A 17,091-nucleotide genomic window follows, 5' to 3' on the forward strand; every position below is an offset into this window, starting at 1 on the left:
GGATTTTTTCTTTTTTATCCGACTTTTTAAAATAAAAATTATTAATGTGTAGTTAAATATACTAGTGTGTATATTTAATTTTGTTAGTGTATATAATCTTAATCCAATATTTCGATAATATATGCAATTTCGTCATCTGGAATTTTTATGTTAAATGATTCTTCACATTTTTCTAATCCTTTTTTGATTGTTTCATATTTGTTTTTATGTTTTGCAATGAATTTTTTTACATTTGAATATGGGATTGTTTCATTTTTTAAAACTCTTTCTATCATACAGCCTGTGTGCATGATAAATCTTAAAAAGATATCTTTTGTTTTAGTCAACGATAATTCTGAAAAAATTATCTCAAAAGAATTTATTAATAATTCATTTGCTTTATTTGCATCTAAAAAAGTTAGTATGTTTTTTAATGTTTCTTTGACAACACTTTTATTTATTATTTCATTTTGTTTATTATTGGGGGTATAAAACTCTGTATTAATGATTTTTTCAAGTGTTTTAATTCCATTTCCCACTATCAATTCATCAATAGGTATATATGGAATATCCTTAATACTTAAGTTCACTGTTCCAACAACAGCAATGACATTTTTAATTCCTTTTTCTTTTAGAATATGTTCAGCATTATTTGCACTCAATATATCTAAATGTTCTATTGTAATATTATATTTCTTTAAGTCGATTGATTCTCGTATGATATTTTCGACTTTTACTGCTACACCTTCTCCGGATATACAAGAAGTTATTATGGTTTTTTCTTCGCTTAAATATGATTTGTTAATATTTTTATTTGTAAAGTTTAAATATATTTTACTTAATTCTTCTTTAAGAGAATCTAAATCGGTATCCTTTAATATGGACTTTCTAACGGCTTCTATAACAACCAAAGTTGAAACCATTTCGACTGTACATATTTTAATTCCTGTTCTTTCTTTTAGCATTTCTCCCATAATACTTAAAGAACCCATATCAACTAAAAGTAAAACACCTTTACCCTCATCGATTTCTTTAATCATTTGACATGCATTATTAAAAACAGAATTTACACTCATATCAATAGGCATATCAATAGCTTTACAGTGATTAGTATTTAATAAATTATTTACAAACTCCGCCATGCTGGAAGCGGTGCTTTGTCCATGGGCAATAACTATAACGCCGATAGTATCAATGTTTTCTATTTTTTCAGGTGCACATAAAAACATAGTTAAAAAACCTATTTCATATTTTGGTATTTTAATATTTAGGTTTTCTTCTAATAATGTAAATATAAATTTGGCTATTTTAAATTCTTTAGGATTGTTTAATACGATATCATTAATTTTTTTGTTTTCTATGGAATCTCCATTAGATATTCTGCTAACTAAAGAATTAATATGCATTATCATGCCTATTTTGATACGGCTGGAAAGTTTTCTATTAAGTTTCATTTCCGCAAAATTTATTGCATCATCACAAGTATCGAGAATTTTAGCATCAACAATTTTTAATAAATTTTCTTTATGTATATCTTTTTCATTAATTTGGTACTTATCCAGTATATTTTTTAAATAAACTTCCAATTCAGAATTGATAATACTATTTATTTCCGAATTACTTCTTCCCATTTTTATGTAATTATTATATTTTTTATTAATTTGAGCAACTAGTTCTGATTCATTATTATCATTGCTTTTAATTTTTGAAGTATCAAAGTAATGATGTTCATCGGAATTTTTTATAAACTCAATCAAATCATTTTTATTATTTGCCAACAATAATCCATTTTGTATATGTTCAGGTAATATAGAAACCGATATGTCAACATATTGGGATTTATTTATTTTATACTTCAAAAAGCCTCTTGCACAAATAATTTGTATGTCAGCTTTTAATTGACCGACATTACCTACACATTCATATAACAATAAAGAAATAAGAGCATCTTTATGAAGTCTTATAGGCACGTCCATATTATTTTGTTCTGTCATAAATATATTTTCTATCAATTCAAGTCTTTCTGATAGATGTCTTTCTTTTAGTGGCGGAAGATTTATGGTCACCGGCATTCTTCTTATAAATGTTTTTAGTAAAGTTTCATTTATATCTTCTGTAGTGGCTCCAATGATCAGAACATTTGCTTTTCTGATTGCATCTGTTTCCCCAAGTCTTCTAAAGACATTTTTGTCCATAAGCATAAATAGAAGTTCCTGACAATCCGGGGATAATCTATGTATTTCGTCCAATAAAATAATCCCACCTTCAGCTTCGTCTATAAGTCCTTTTTTATCAGTATTTGCACCTGTAAAAGAGCCTTTTATATGCCCGAAAAGTTGTGACATAACCAATTGAGGGTTTTCTGCATATTCCGCACAATTGAATACAACAAATTTTGCTTTTTCACTAATTGTTTTCATTTGAATTGCATATTCATAAAATTTTTCTGCAAATGTACTTTTACCGGTTCCGGTTGGTCCTGTTAATAAAGTGTGCAACCCTCTCGGTGGATATAATACTGCCGATTTGGCTTGTTCAATATACATTTTTAAAGAAGCATTTGCACCTATTAGTTCTTGGAATGGATCGGTATCATCGTTATTTTCGTTTTTTGACAAATTACTGTCATTAGTATTATTTATTTCATTGTAAATGTTTTTATCGATAAATTTTACGGGTCTGCCGTTTAATTTAATTATTTTACCTTCTTTTACCAAATCATTTAGATATCTGCTTGTGTTACTTCTGTCTGTATTTAATATATCAGATATCTGTGTAGCATCCATTGCAATATTTTTTATATCTGTAAAATCATTATTGTCAAATTGTATTTTTTTTAACATATCATATATTTTTTCTTTTTTATTCATAATGAGCCTCTTATTTACACACTATAATTATATTTATATATTATATATTTATCATACACACTATTATGTAAAAATCAAATAAAAATCAAATAATTATTATGAAATGTAATTATAGATACAAAAAAAGCCGATTGTTTTTCACAATCGGCTATATTCAGCGTTTTGGCGGGGGTAGCAGGATTCGAACCTGCGCGTCATAGAGCCAGAATCTATTGCCTTACCAGCTTGGCTATACCCCTGTGATGTAATTGTACTTTATTATTATAATACAAAAAAAATATATATCAAGAGAAAATATAAGTTTTTATATCATAAAGTTCAGATGTTTAAAAGATAAAATGTAAATAAAAAAGAATAATATAAATGTCTTTTTATTTAAAGGAGAATTTTATCTTTAATATTACATATTACTTTTTTATTATAAATATATTTTTTATTAATTTTTTTTATTGAATTTATTTCGAAATTAAGACCTTTTGACTTAATCTCGAAAATATTATTGTAGTCTTTGTATACAACTATAATTTTCAATAAATACTTTTTTATAATATCCTCTTAATACCTTTATATACATTTTAAATAGCTCAATATTAAAGTACGGATTTTTAGTCTGTTTATTTCATTTTAGCAAATATCCAATTTAGATAATTTGTTGTGAGAATAGGGGGAAAGTATATGTTATTGAATTTTTAAATTCAAATAATTTATTAAAATAAAATTATTAAAATATAAATCTCATAAATGTAATAAAAAATACAAAGAAAGAAATAATAATTATGATTACAATGTCGTGTTATATACTTATAAACTGATATTAAAAATCAAATTAGTTATGGTAATAATATGAATATAAAAATGAATGTTAATGATTTTTTTATTTATGAAATTTATATTGTAAGATTATTCAAATCAAAATTATTAAAATACTGTAAGTTATTAATATTCGATTACGCTCATGCGTAAGAAAGGAGTTTTTTATGCCAAGTTTTGCAAACCCGTTTCAGGGAAACGTAAAGGGAAAAATGTCAAATGCGGAATTGATGCAGGCTTTAAGACTTGATATTGCATCTGAACTGGAAGCTATTTTTTTATACGATGCACATTATCTTGCAACCGATGACCCTGCTGCCAAAGCTGTACTCGGTGATATAAGAGACGAGGAAAAAGCCCATGTGGGAGAGCTTATCACATTAATGCGTTATTTGGATCCTAAAGAAGCAGACTCATTTTTCCATGGTGAAAATGAAGTAAAGGAAATGCTGGAAGAATTGGGGATGTCCGATTCTGACAGTGAAAAAGCTATCAATCATAGGGTCGGTAGTTTAAAAGAAGATTAAGAAAGGAGAAATATATATGAAATATTTAGCAAGAGAAGATGCACCTTTTAGTAGTGATGTATGGGATGAGATAGATAAAACGGTAGTAGATACATTAAAAAAGCATTTGGTTTGCAGACGATTTTTAAGTTTGTTCGGTCCCCTTGGTGCCGGGGTAAGTTTTATACCTATAGATTCCGTTGATAAAACAGAAGCGTTGTCAAATGGTTTCGGCGAAATCACCGGTCGTAAAATAGTTCAAATGCCTCAGTTATATGAAGATTTTTCTTTGTTATGGAGAGATATGGAACAAAGTGAAAAGAGCGGATGGCCGTTTGATCTGTCTTCTGCTGCGGCTGCGGCTCAAAAGGCGGCAAAAAAAGAAGATGATTTAATTCTTTTTGGTAATAAAGAGTTAGGTATGGAAGGTCTTTTTAATGCAGAAGGGACTTTTGGGATAAAAAGAGGTAACTGGAAAGAAAATGAAGATGCTTTCAAAGATGTTGCTCATGGTATAGCTTATCTTTCAAGCAATTGTTTTTTAGGAAGATATGCTTTGGTCCTCTCTCCAGATGTATATTTGGATTTACAGAGGATTCAGCCGGGAATAAATATGCTCGAACTTGAGCGTATTTCTAAACTCGTAGATGGAAGAGTTTATACTACAGGTGCTTTCGGTTCTAATAAAGCGGTATTATTATGCGTAGAACCAGAATATATAGATTTAGCCGTTGGGGCGGACTTTGGAGTAGGGTATCTGGAACTTAAGGATTTTAACCATTATTTTAGGATTTTGGAAACTGTAACTTTAAGGATAAAAGATCCTCGCGCAATCGTCAATTTTGAATAAATCAAGATTTTATTTAAAAAGGATAAATTTAAATTTATCCTTTTTTATTTTGATTAAGATAAGAATAGTACCATTAAAATAGTAAGAATTAAATTGTATAATATTTTTAAAAAAGAAATATATTTAATATAGTACTTTAGTTTATATGAATTTTATTTTGAAATTATAGTACTTACCTTTAGATTCTAAAAACAAACCATGTTATAAGACAAAAAAATAACTGCCGTTATGACAGTTTGCTTTTAATATGGCAGGGGTAGCAGGACTCGAACCTACGATCACGGAGTCAAAGTCCGTTGCCTTACCGACTTGGCTATACCCCTGTGTTTTGGGGTGAAAGATGGGATTCGAACCCACGGCCTCTGGAGCCACAATCCAGCGCTCTAACCAGCTGAGCTACAATCACCATCAAACATTCAAAGTATTTTTATGGCGCGCCTGAAGGGATTCGAACCCCTGACACACGGCTTAGAAGGCCGTTGCTCTATCCAACTGAGCTACAGGCGCATAGTGTTTAAAAATATAATGGAGCGGGTGAAGGGAATCGAACCCTCGCGACTGGCTTGGAAGGCCAGGGCTCTACCACTGAGCTACACCCGCACTTACAAATGCTAGAATAGTATACCCCAAATTTTGTAAGTTGTCAATACTTTTTAAATCTTTTTTATTTAATATGTGACTTATTTATTCCTTTATTTTATAAACACTTATGCGCCATGTAATTTGTTGGATTGAATGTTTTTTCACCTTGTACATATATATTATTATATATATTTTTTCTTTTTTTATCCCCTTAAAATAAGTAATTTATAAGTATTTTTTATCTATGAATAAATAAATTCTATGATATAATATAAAAAGAGTACAGGGATTTAAGGAGAAATGACGTGAAAATAAATACAAAGCATTTATTTGAAAATTTTAAAAGCTATGAAAATAAAGAAATAACTATAAACGGATGGATAAAAACAATACGTTCATCCAATCAATTCGGGTTTATTGAAATAAATGACGGTACTAATTTTAAAAATGTACAAGTCGTTGTAGAAAAAGACAGTATAGATAATTATGAAGAAGTAACTAAATTTCATGCTTCCAGCGGTATAGAAGTAAACGGGATTTTGGTTTTAACGCCGGATATGAAACAGGATTTTGAAATAAAGGCTACAAAAGTAAGTCTTTTAGCCGATAGCGACGGCTCGTATCCGCTTCAAAAGAAGAGACATTCCTTTGAATATCTAAGAGAAATCGCGCATTTAAGACCTAGGGGAAATAGTTTCAATGCTGTTTTCAGACTACGTTCTTTGATTTCCTTTGCAATCCATGAATTCTTCCAAACAAGAGATTTTGTATATGTGAATACACCTCTTATAACCGCAAGTGACTGCGAAGGTGCGGGAGAGATGTTTCAGGTAACGACTTTGGACATGAAAAATCCGCCTTTAAATGAAGAAGATAGTATTGATTATACAAAAGACTTTTTCGGTGCTGAGACTTATTTGACCGTTTCGGGTCAGCTTCAGGCGGAAGCTTATGCGCTTGCCTTTAAAAATGTTTATACATTCGGACCTACTTTCAGAGCGGAAAATTCGAATACACCGCGTCACGCGGCGGAATTTTGGATGGTCGAGCCGGAAATCGCCTTTGCCGATTTGAATGACGATATGGATCTTGCGGAAGATTTAATGAAATATGTGATAAATTATGCACTTGAAAAAGCGGGAAATGAAATAGAATTTTTTAATAAATTTGTGGATAAAGGGCTTGTTGAAAGGCTAAAGGGTATAGTAAATTCCACATTTAAAAGGATTTCTTACACCGAAGCGATAGAAATACTTGAAAAAGCCGACGTTGAATTTGAATATCCGGTAAAATGGGGGCTTGACCTCCAAACGGAACATGAAAGGTATTTGACGGAGAAACATTTTGGTGCACCCGTGTTCGTGACGGATTATCCTAAGGAAATTAAAGCTTTTTATATGAGGATGAACGATGATAATAAGACTGTTGCCGCGGTGGATTTACTTGTTCCCGGTGTGGGAGAAATAATAGGCGGCAGTCAAAGAGAAGAAAGATATGATGTTTTGGTTTCAAGAATGGAAGAGCTCGGTATGAACAGTGGCAGCATGGACTGGTACTTGGATCTTAGAAAGTACGGAGGCGTAAAACATGCAGGGTTCGGTCTTGGATTTGAAAGACTTATAATGTATTTGTCGGGAATGAAAAATATAAGAGATGTCATTCCTTTCCCAAGAACAGTAAATAATGCAAAATTTTAGATTAAAATTAAATAGGGGTAGTAGATTATGTATAAAATTTTGGCAACGGATATAGACGGGACTTTATTTACCGACGATAAAAAGATAACCGAAAAAACGAGAAACGCCATTAAGAAATGTGCGGATATGGGAGTTTATGTCGTTCTTTCCAGCGGAAGATATTATAAAGGCGTTCTTCCCATTGCAGAGTCCTTGGGTCTTACAGATAGTTATCATGTTGCGGATAACGGGATATGTTATTTCAATACAGAGGGCGAAGCGGAATTTGTCAATGTCTTTGATAAAGATGAATATAAAGTATTGATAGAACACTTAAGGAAGACCTGTAAATCTTTTGTGGTTACAAATGAAACGGGCATGTGGTATGAAACCGAAGACAGAAGATGTGTAGAAACTATGCTTCCAAATAACGGAGATGCTCATTATATAAAAATGAAGGATATCTTGGACGTTCCAAATCCTTTTAAAATTTGTGCTTATTATGAAACAGATGAAGAGAGAGATAATATATTAAGCAGAGAATATGAAAAGATAAGCGGATGTGTGTCATTCAAAGTTCTTATAGATTTTTATCCAAAGGGGATAGATAAATACGCAACACTTTTGGAAGTAGCTAAAAGGCTGAATGTAAAAGAAGAGGAGATACTTGCGGTGGGGGACAGCGATAACGACCTTCCTATGATTGAAAATGCAAGGTTGGGAGTCAGTGTGAAGAACGCTAGCGAAAATCTGAAAAATGCAAGTGATATAGTTTTGACTCAGACTAATAACGAAGATCCTCTTTGTTATGTAATAGAAAATATAATTGAAAGAACATTATATACGGGGATGTTCTGATAAAAAATGGGGGAGTTGTTAATGAAAAAGAGATTGATTTCAATATTTACCGTTATTGTGATGGTTTTAAGTTTTATGCCTGTTGGTGTATTCGCTTCAGATGATACATCCGGTACGGAAGGGAGCAAGATTTCCGTAAGCAGTATAAGCTTTGAAAATAAGAACCTTACTTATAAGGCGGGAAACAAAGATACTTTAAAGGTAAATATACTGCCTTCAGAGGCAAGTTTAGATGATGTGGAGTTTACTTCCAGTAATTCAAATGTAGTAAATGTGGATAATAGTGGGAATATAGCTGCAAAGTCAAGAGGAAGTGCGGTAATTACCTGTAAGGCAAAAGACGGGGATATTGAGGATACTTGTAATATCACTGTCAATCAGCCTGTTACTTCGGTAAAATTGAACAAAACCGGTGTAAGTTTATTTCCTAAAAAGAGCTTTGTTTTAAAGGCGAGTATTTACCCTTCAAATGCAAATGACAGAAGATATAAATATACTACCAGTAATTCAAAGGTTGCTACTGTAACAAGTTCGGGCAAAGTTACGGCAAAAAGTTACGGAAGTGCATATATTTATGCTGCCGCTCTTGACGGAAGCGGAAAGAAAGCTTCATGCAAAGTGAATGTTGTAAGAGCGGTCACTAAAATAAAATTAAACAAGACAACGGTAAAGAAAAAAATAGGAAGCAAGTATCAGTTAAAAGCTAAGCTATATCCAAGCAACGCTTACAATAAAAAGGTCAAATATTATACCAGCGATAAAAATGTGGTAAAAGTCAATTCCAAGACAGGTAAATTATATTTTGTCGGTCCCGGTAAAGCAACCATTACTTGTAAGGCTCTTGACGGAAGCGGCAGGAAAGTAAAATGCAAGGTCGTATCATTATGTAAAAAGCCGGGGTGGTATAAGAAAAGCGGTAAGAAGTATTATGCAAAGAAAAACGGAACCTTGGTTTACGGTGTGGCAAGCATAAAGGGTACGAGATATTATTTCCATCCTAAGACCGGAGTTATGCAGAAAAAGGTTTGGAAATATGTTAAGATCGGCGGAAAAAGATATAAACTTTATTTTAATTCAAAGGGTAAACAAGCTCAGAACGTCGATAAATTAATAGGGAAGCAAAAGAAATATTTGGTTACCGTTAATACTAAGACCAATACGGTCATAATATATGCTAAAGATAAGAAGTACGGATATATAATACCTGTAAAGGCGATGGTTTGTTCTACGGGTGTTGCTTCTTCACCTACTATAAGAGGGACTTTTAAACTCAGAAGGATAGGCAAATGGCATGAACTTATGAACAGTGTTTACGGTCAGTACTGCACACAGATTTCAGGGAATTATTTGTTCCATTCTGCATGGTATTATCAAAGGGGAAATAAGAAGTCAATAAGTGTTTCTGAATATAAAAAGCTTGGAAGGAATGCTTCTCACGGGTGTGTAAGGCTTACCGTTGCAGATGCAAAATGGATATATGACAGATGTGCGGGGTCTACCGTAAAGGTATTTTCCACTACGAGAAAAGCACCCCTCAAAAAACCTAAAAGACCTAATCCGAGAAGAGTTTCGGGAGATAGGGGATACTGTCCTACAGATCCTGCATTTAAGAAATAAAGTATAAATCAAAATAAAGTAATTTATTATTAAAAAAGACCTTTTAAAAAAGGTCTTTTTTAGTTTAGTGGAAGCATTGTGTCGGGGCGCGGAATCTGCGTAAGCAGGCGTAGTGCCCCGAGGAAAGAAAATAATAATTAATGATATGTGTTTTTTAATAATTCACTTTCTTGAATTTGCTTCCTTTATCTTTTGATATTTCAGTCCACTTTTTAAATGATTTAATGTACTTCCCGTTATAGTAATATTTTGATTTTGACGTTTTTCCCTTGCTGTAGTAAATATTTTTGCTGAATTTTAAATCATTACTATATTTTTTATTGAAAGGAATATATACAATAGGAGAGTTTGTATATTTATTGGAAAATATATTATTTTTTACATTTATATTCTTTGCCTTTGATATTGTAAGTATTGCTTCCTTTTTACCGCTGTTTATACATTTGTTTTTATACAGCGTTACATTATAAACTTTTCCGAGACTTTTTTTATATCCGCCAACGGTGATACCATTTTGTGTGCATTCGTATACCTTATTATAATATATTTTTATGTTCTTTGTGCTGTACTTCTTGCTTGGTTTCCTCTCGGAGCCTATTTCGATCCCTCCGTCTGAATTGGTTATTTTATTGCTTTGAAGTCTTATATCCTGTCCACCGTCTACATAAAGCCCATAGCTTGTTGCATATTTTGATTTCTCGTTTTGTATATTGTTTTTATAAACAAAACACTTTCTTGGAAAGTCTGTTTTTTTGTTTTGCAGTATCCGTAATTCCCTGTAAGGTCGATACCGATATTACCTGTTTTATTTAATTTATTTTTTGTGATATTTATATTTTCATTGTTTGCTGAAACGGAAATACATTCTCCCCAGCCGGTGTTCATATCATATAATGTATTATTATTTATAAGGATATTATTTATTTTATGTTTACCGCTTTCTCCAAGTAGCAAAATCCCATTGGTATATTCTTTTTTCTTTGGATTTTTTACTTTTATATCGGTTAATTTATTATTTGTTATAATAATATGGTTTGCTCCGCTTGATAAGTTAATACCTGCTATATCATTTCCCTTTGCATTTTTAACGGTAAGTCCCATGATTTTTATGTATGAAGAATTGTTTAAATCTATTATTGAGCTATGGTTTTTGATGTCGGAACCGTCTATTATGACTTCTTCTTTATTGTAATTTCTTACTGTAATATATTTATTTCTATTTCCCTTTTTCTTTATATCAATTTCTTCTTTGTAATTACCCTTTTTTAAAACAAGCGTGTATCCTGCCTTTGTTTTGGATAAGCCTTTTTTTATGGTCTTATACGGTGATGTTTTTGTACCTTTGTTTTTGTCATTTCCTGTTTTAGATGAAACATATATTACATTTTTCTTAGGTAAGGAAAATTCGCTTTTTTTATTGTTGATTATATTGACGCATTTCGTTTTAAAATGCTTATCTCCTCTTATCAAATCGTATAGTTTTGTTTTGGCATTAACGGGAGTGAAAATACTTAAACCCATGATTGATATAAAAATAAATAGTATACTTTTCTTTTTCATAATATAAATCCCTCTCTTAATTTATTTAATTATATACCTTTTATTGTCAAATTAGTAAAATGCTTTATATTTTTTTAAGTAGTATAATATAAAAATTATTTTTATATATTTTCTAAAAATCAATATGATAAAACAAATTATTTATTAAAACTATATAAGCTATTGTTTTATTGGATAAGGTAATAAAATAGATATAGAAAGGATAAAAAAATCGCCTAATCATAGGCGACTTTTTGTACTAAAATTATTTATACTTTTTACTGAATTTATCGAACGTAAATTGTAATTATTCTTCAATAACAGTGATTTCTTTTATTTTTCTTTCTTCTTTTGGTTTATCCATATAGTCGGTTGGAGTTTCAGCGATTTTATCTAAAACGTCATATCCTTCGATAAGTTTTCCGAATGCAGCATAGTCTCCGTCTAAATGAGGAGCATTTTCGTGCATGATAAAGAATTGGCTTCCCGCAGAATTTTTATCCATGCTTCTTGCCATAGATAAAACGCCTCTTTCGTGTTTTAAATCGTTTTTGATCCCGTTGGAAGAAAACTCTCCTTTTATTGTATGTCCGGGACCTCCCATTCCGTTTCCGTCCGGGCAACCTCCCTGTATCATAAATCCTTTTATTACTCTATGGAATATAAGTCCGTTGTAAAATCCTTTTTTAGCAAGTTTGATAAAATTATCGCATGTTATTGGTGCTATATCCTCGTAAAGTTCAGCGAGCATAATATCGCCGTCTTCCATTTCTATCTTTACTTTTGTCATTTTTTTCATCCCTTTCTTTCTATATTACAAATATTTTACCATACATAAATAAATAAAAGGAATAAATTTAAATTTTTTATGTACTTTTTCTCACTTCTTTATTATAATGTTAGCTGGTAGGTGAAAATTATGGAGAAAAGAAACGAATACGTATCGGCATTAATCCTTGCAGGAGGGCTTGGTACAAGAATGAAATCCGATAAACCAAAAGTGCTTCATGAAATATGCGGAGAAACTCTTCTTAAGCATGTTATTTTGAATGTGGAAGAAGCAGGCATTGAAGATATCGGGGTAGTAGTCGGATATAAAGCCGAAATGGTTAAGGAGATGACCGGAGATAAGTATAGTTACTTCCTTCAAAGCGAACAGCTTGGGACAGGTCATGCGGTCATGATGGCAAAGGAATTCCTTAAAGATAAAAAAGGCAAGATACTTGTTTTATGCGGAGATGCTCCTTTAATAAATAAAGATATCATAAATGATTTCGTTAAATATTCTTATGATAACGAGCTGGATCTGGGCGTTCTTACAGCTATTTTAGACGATGCAAAGAGTTACGGAAGAATAGTGAGAAAAAACGGAAGGCTCGAAAAGATAGTTGAACTTAAAGATGCAAATAAAAACGAAACCGAAATCAAAGAAGTAAATTCGGGGACTTACATATTCGATATAGAAAAACTTTTAAAACATTTGGATGAGCTTTCCACAAATAATGCTCAAAACGAATACTACATTACTGATATGATTGAAATATTCAAAGATAATGATTATAATGTAGATGCGTTTGCCGCAAGTGAAGGTAATATTATAGAAGCAGCAAATAACAGGTATGAATTATCCAAATGCGAAGAATTATTCAGAGAAAAAATAAATAAAGAATTGATGCTAGGCGGGGTGACGATTATCGACCCTAAATCTACGTATATAGACAGGAATGTAAAAGTTGATACCGACACTGTGATTTATCCAAATACGATAATCAAAAAAGGCAGTGTTATAGGGAAAGAAAATATTATATACTCTTCAAGGATTGAAAATAGTATAATCGGAAATAACAATAAGATAGATAACTGTGTTATTGTAGACGCAAAAGTAAATGACAACAATCAAATAGGTCCTTATGTTCATTTAAGACCGAATGCGGATATAAAAGATAATACCAGACTCGGTAACTTCGTGGAAGTCAAAAATTCCTCTATAGGTAACGGGACTAAAGTAAGTCATCTTACATATATCGGAGACGGCGATATAGGCGAGAATACCAATGTAGGGTGCGGAGTCGTATTCGTAAACTATGACGGTAAAAAGAAATATCGTACAAAAGTCGGTGATAACTGTTTTGTAGGGTGTAATGTAAATCTTGTTGCGCCTATAAATATAGACGATAATGTATATATCGCAGCGGGTTCCACACTTACAGACGATGTTGAAAAAGACTCTCTTGCAATTGCAAGGAGCAGACAGACAGTAAAAAAAGGATACAAAAAAAAATAAAAAGTTATTCCATTACAATTTAAAAACAAATCAAATTTTGCTATAATAAGTTTATAAATAGTTTAGTCACTATTTTAATAAAATATAAAATATAATGGGGAGTAGAAAATGATAGAATCTTTTTCAGACATTTGTTTACTTGCAGGTAATTCAAATAAGGCTTTGGCACAAGAAATAGCAGACAATTTAGCATTACCTCTATGTTCGGCAAAAATCGGTAAATTCTCTGACGGAGAAATCAATGTAACAATCAATGAATCAGTTAGAGGAAGAGACGTTTTTGTCATTCAATCTTTATGTTATCCGGTCAATGATAATTTGATGGAATTACTTATTATCATAGATGCACTTAAAAGGGCTTCTGCCGGAAGGATCAATGTTGTTATGCCGTATTACGGATATGCAAGACAAGATAGAAAGGAAAAGGGAAGAGTTCCTATCACAGCCAGATTAGTTGCTGATATGCTTACTACTGCGGGTGCTGACAGAGTTATTTCGATAGACCTTCATGCAGATCAAATTCAAGGGTTCTTTAACATACCGTTTGACAGATTATACGGAAGACCAATCATTGCCGATTATATCCTTTCCGAAAATGAAAGTATGGACAATGTGGTTGTAGTATCTCCTGATGCGGGAAGTGTTAAGCGTTCAAGAAAATTAGCGGAATATTTAAATGTTCCTTTAGCAATAATAGATAAGAGAAGACCAAAGGATAATGTTGCGGAAGTAATGAACGTTATCGGGGAAGTAAGAGGAAAGAAAGTTATTATGATCGACGATATGATAGATACCGGAGGTACTATCGTAGGTGCGGCAAATGCTTTGGAACAACTCGGTGCAAGTAAAATCATTTGTGCTTGTACTCACCCTGTGTTATCGGGTCCGGCGGTAGAAAGAATTGAAAGCTCGGCTATTGACAGATTGATAGCCACAAATACTATCCCATTAACAGCTGATAAGAAAATTGACAAGATTACGGTATTATCTGTTGCGCCTTTACTTGCTAAGGCAATAAAGATAATCCATACCGGAAAATCTATTAGCTCAATTTTTTCATAAAAAATTATTATATTTTGAAAGGAAATGAAGAATTATGGATTTAAAAACAATTGCTAATAATGTCAGAGTTGGCATTATTACAGAAGTAGCTGCTGCACAAAGCGGTCATCCAGGCGGATCTTTATCAAGTGCCGATATCGTTACATATCTTTATTTTGAAGCTATGAACATCGATAAAGACAATCTTGACGATCCAAACAGAGATAAATTTATTTTAAGTAAAGGACATGCATCACCTGTTTTATATGCTGCTCTTGCTGAAAAAGGAATTATTGAAAGAGAAGAACTTAAGACATTCAGAAAAATCAATACAAGACTTCAAGGTCATCCTGCAATTCATAAATGCCCCGGCGTTGATATGACAGCAGGTTCATTGGGACTTGGTTTCCCTGTAGCTGCAGGTCTTGCTTTAGGTAACAAATTAGACGGAAAAGATTCTACTGTTTATACTTTGGTAGGAGATGGTGAAATCCAAGAAGGTACTATTTGGGAAGCTGCAATGGCTGCAAGTCATTACAAACTTGATAACTTAATCGTATATGTAGATAACAACAATCTACAAATCGACGGACCTATAACAGACGTTATGTCACCATACCCAATCGATGAAAAATTCGCTGCATTTGGTTTCAATGTAATCAATGTAGATGACGGACATGACTTTGACAAATTAAGAAAAGCTAACGAAGAAGCTAAAGCTTGTAAAGGAAAACCTAGTGTAATTATTTGTAAGACAGTAAAAGGTAAAGGTGTTTCATTCATGGAAAACCAAGTTGGTTGGCATGGAAAAGCTCCTAGTGAAGAACAAGCTAAAGAAGCTATTGAAGAATTAGGAGGTTGGAAATAATGAGTAATATTGCTACTAGAGAATCTTACGGAAATGCCGTAACAGAACTTGGTAAAGAAAATTCTAACATCGTTGTATTAGACGCCGATTTAGCAGGCGCTACAAAATCAGGTGTATTTAAAAAAGCATTCCCTGAAAGACACTTTAATGCGGGTATCGCTGAAATGGACATGGTATGTTTAGCTGCCGGTTTATCACTTGCAGGTAAAATCCCATTCGTTTCTACATTTGCTGTATTTGGTACGGGAAGAGCTTACGATGCGGTAAGAAATGCTGTATGCTATCCTAAATTAAACGTTAAACTTGCTTTGACACATGCAGGACTTACAGTAGGTGAAGACGGTGCTACTCACCAAATGTTAGAAGATATCGCTCTTATGAATGCTCTTCCTAACATGACAGTTATCGTTCCTGCCGATGATACAGAAGCTAAACAAGTAGTTAAAGCTGCTGCAGAAATCGACGGACCTGTATTTATGAGATTTGCAAGAGCTGCTACACCTGTAGTGTTCGGTGATGATTATAAATTTGAAGTTGGTAAAGCCGCAACAATCAAAGAAGGCGATGATGTAACATTGATCGCTTGCGGTATCATGGTTCAAAAAGCTATCGAAGCGGCTGAAGAACTTAAAAAAGACGGTATCAATGCAAGAGTTATCAACATGGCTACAATCAAACCTCTTGATAAAGCTGCTGTCGTTAAAGCTGCAAAAGAAACAGGTGCTATCGTAACTTGTGAAGAACATTCTGTTTACGGCGGACTTGGAAGCGTTGTATCACAAGCTCTAAGTGAAGAATGTCCTGTTCCGATGGAATATGTAGCTGTTCAGGATACATTCGGTGAAAGTGGTACACCTGATGCACTTTTAGCAAAATATCATATAGATACTCCTGATATTATCGAAGCTGCTAAAAAAGCTGTTGGAAGAAAATAATGAATAAAAAACGAATTGCGGGAATAACTCTCTTAGTAATAAGTATAGGATTATTAATTGCATTCGTTATTAACAAGGTGGGGTTCGGTTTCTTTACCGACCCCGCAAGATTAAAGGCGTTCATTTCCGGTTTTGGAGTGTGGGCTCCTTTAGTTTTTTTTAGTTTGCAGTTTTTACAAGTTATTATTGCTCCGATACCCGGTAATGTGCTCGGTGTTGTCGGAGGAGGACTGTTTGGTTTTGTAAACAGCCTTATACTCAATGGTCTTGCAATATATCTCGGAAGTATGGCTATGTTTGCCATAGGTAAACATTTCAGCGAGAGAGTTGCTCTTAAGTTTGTAGAAAAGGAGACTTATGACCATTATTTAAAAATAGTGTCTGGTAAAAAAGGTAAACTGAGTTTATTTTTAGCATTTTTACTTCCGTTTTTTCCCGATGATGCACTATGCTTGATAGCCGGAAGCAGTAATCTATCTTATAAAGAATTCATTGTGTTTTTACTGCTTGCAAGGACACCGGGGATATTATATCCCGGGCTTTTGGGTGCGGGATTTATCGGCAAGGATTTTAAAATGTTAGTTGCAATAAGTTTACTTTATGGTATCATATTATTTGTGATATATCTATTTAGAAAAAAATTAATAAAAGATGATGTAATCGATGAGTAAGGAGT

At 32.6% G+C, this 17,091-nt stretch carries 13 protein-coding genes and 4 tRNA genes; 10 read left to right on the forward strand and 7 right to left on the reverse strand.

Translation table 11 applies throughout. The features are described 5' to 3' along the window. Positions 1–98: 98 nt before the first annotated feature. A complete protein-coding gene (locus tag ANASTE_RS10155) occupies positions 99–2,849 on the reverse strand; it encodes a sigma 54-interacting transcriptional regulator (protein ID WP_007050935.1) in 2,751 nt (916 codons plus the stop codon). A 977-nt stretch (positions 2,850–3,826) separates the two neighbouring features. Between ANASTE_RS10155 and ANASTE_RS10165 the strand changes: the two genes are divergently transcribed. Continuing rightward, a complete protein-coding gene (locus ANASTE_RS10165; protein WP_007050936.1) occupies positions 3,827–4,186 on the forward strand; it encodes a hypothetical protein in 360 nt (119 codons plus the stop codon). A gap of 16 nt (positions 4,187–4,202) precedes the next feature. Next, complete coding sequence (locus tag ANASTE_RS10170; RefSeq protein WP_007050937.1) at positions 4,203–5,015, forward strand: family 1 encapsulin nanocompartment shell protein; 813 nt, start codon at positions 4,203–4,205, stop codon at positions 5,013–5,015. 248 nt (positions 5,016–5,263) lie between these two features. Here the strand turns inward: ANASTE_RS10170 and ANASTE_RS10175 are convergent. From ANASTE_RS10175 to ANASTE_RS10190, 4 genes are all read right to left on the reverse strand, one after another. Next, a tRNA-Gln gene (locus ANASTE_RS10175) sits at positions 5,264–5,338 on the reverse strand. Positions 5,339–5,344: 6 nt separating this feature from the next. Next, a tRNA-His gene (locus ANASTE_RS10180) sits at positions 5,345–5,421 on the reverse strand. Between the two features lie 24 nt (positions 5,422–5,445). Next, a tRNA-Arg gene (locus tag ANASTE_RS10185) sits at positions 5,446–5,522 on the reverse strand. Positions 5,523–5,541: 19 nt separating this feature from the next. Beyond that, positions 5,542–5,615: transfer RNA gene (locus ANASTE_RS10190), tRNA-Gly, on the reverse strand. Positions 5,616–5,902: 287 nt separating this feature from the next. Between ANASTE_RS10190 and asnS the strand changes: the two genes are divergently transcribed. From asnS to ANASTE_RS11560, 3 genes are read left to right on the forward strand one after another with little or no spacing between them, the layout of a single operon-like run. Beyond that, positions 5,903–7,294: an asparagine--tRNA ligase gene (asnS, locus tag ANASTE_RS10195; RefSeq protein ID WP_007050938.1), complete on the forward strand. Its 1,392-nt coding sequence runs from the start codon at positions 5,903–5,905 to the stop codon at positions 7,292–7,294. A gap of 27 nt (positions 7,295–7,321) precedes the next feature. Then, positions 7,322–8,131: a Cof-type HAD-IIB family hydrolase gene (locus tag ANASTE_RS10200; RefSeq protein WP_007050939.1), complete on the forward strand. Its 810-nt coding sequence runs from the start codon at positions 7,322–7,324 to the stop codon at positions 8,129–8,131. Positions 8,132–8,152: 21 nt separating this feature from the next. Next, on the forward strand, positions 8,153–9,748 hold the full coding sequence (locus tag ANASTE_RS11560) for an Ig-like domain-containing protein (RefSeq protein ID WP_052294614.1): 1,596 nt from the start codon (positions 8,153–8,155) through the stop codon (positions 9,746–9,748). Between the two features lie 660 nt (positions 9,749–10,408). On the opposite strand, the gene ANASTE_RS10215 is transcribed toward ANASTE_RS11560, so the two are convergent. Beyond that, positions 10,409–11,308 (reverse strand): right-handed parallel beta-helix repeat-containing protein, encoded by a 900-nt coding sequence (locus tag ANASTE_RS10215; protein WP_007050941.1) that lies wholly within the window; start codon positions 11,306–11,308, stop codon positions 10,409–10,411. A 286-nt stretch (positions 11,309–11,594) separates the two neighbouring features. Beyond that, positions 11,595–12,086, reverse strand: a complete 492-nt coding sequence (locus ANASTE_RS10220) for a peptidylprolyl isomerase (protein WP_007050942.1) — start codon at positions 12,084–12,086, stop codon at positions 11,595–11,597. Positions 12,087–12,206: 120 nt separating this feature from the next. Here ANASTE_RS10220 and glmU point away from each other — a divergent pair, with 120 nt between their 5' ends. The 5 genes from glmU to ANASTE_RS10245 all read left to right on the forward strand — a co-directional run bounded on the left by glmU (position 12,207) and on the right by ANASTE_RS10245 (position 17,086). After that, complete coding sequence (gene glmU / locus ANASTE_RS10225; RefSeq protein ID WP_007050943.1) at positions 12,207–13,571, forward strand: bifunctional UDP-N-acetylglucosamine diphosphorylase/glucosamine-1-phosphate N-acetyltransferase GlmU; 1,365 nt, start codon at positions 12,207–12,209, stop codon at positions 13,569–13,571. Positions 13,572–13,679: 108 nt separating this feature from the next. Further along, a complete protein-coding gene (locus ANASTE_RS10230) occupies positions 13,680–14,633 on the forward strand; it encodes a ribose-phosphate diphosphokinase (protein ID WP_007050944.1) in 954 nt (317 codons plus the stop codon). A gap of 34 nt (positions 14,634–14,667) precedes the next feature. Further along, entirely contained in the window at positions 14,668–15,480 is an 813-nt protein-coding gene (locus tag ANASTE_RS10235) for a transketolase (RefSeq protein WP_007050945.1), read from the forward strand. After that, on the forward strand, positions 15,480–16,415 hold the full coding sequence (locus ANASTE_RS10240; RefSeq protein WP_007050946.1) for a transketolase family protein: 936 nt from the start codon (positions 15,480–15,482) through the stop codon (positions 16,413–16,415). Before ANASTE_RS10235 ends, ANASTE_RS10240 begins: the two co-directional genes overlap by 1 nt. Continuing rightward, positions 16,415–17,086, forward strand: a complete 672-nt coding sequence (locus tag ANASTE_RS10245; protein ID WP_007050947.1) for a TVP38/TMEM64 family protein — start codon at positions 16,415–16,417, stop codon at positions 17,084–17,086. The genes ANASTE_RS10240 and ANASTE_RS10245 overlap by 1 nt, the downstream gene beginning before the upstream one ends. Positions 17,087–17,091 lie beyond the last annotated feature (5 nt).

It is taken from the genome of Anaerofustis stercorihominis DSM 17244 (genome assembly GCF_000154825.1).
In the GTDB taxonomy this organism is placed as follows: Bacteria; Bacillota; Clostridia; order Eubacteriales; family Anaerofustaceae; genus Anaerofustis; species Anaerofustis stercorihominis.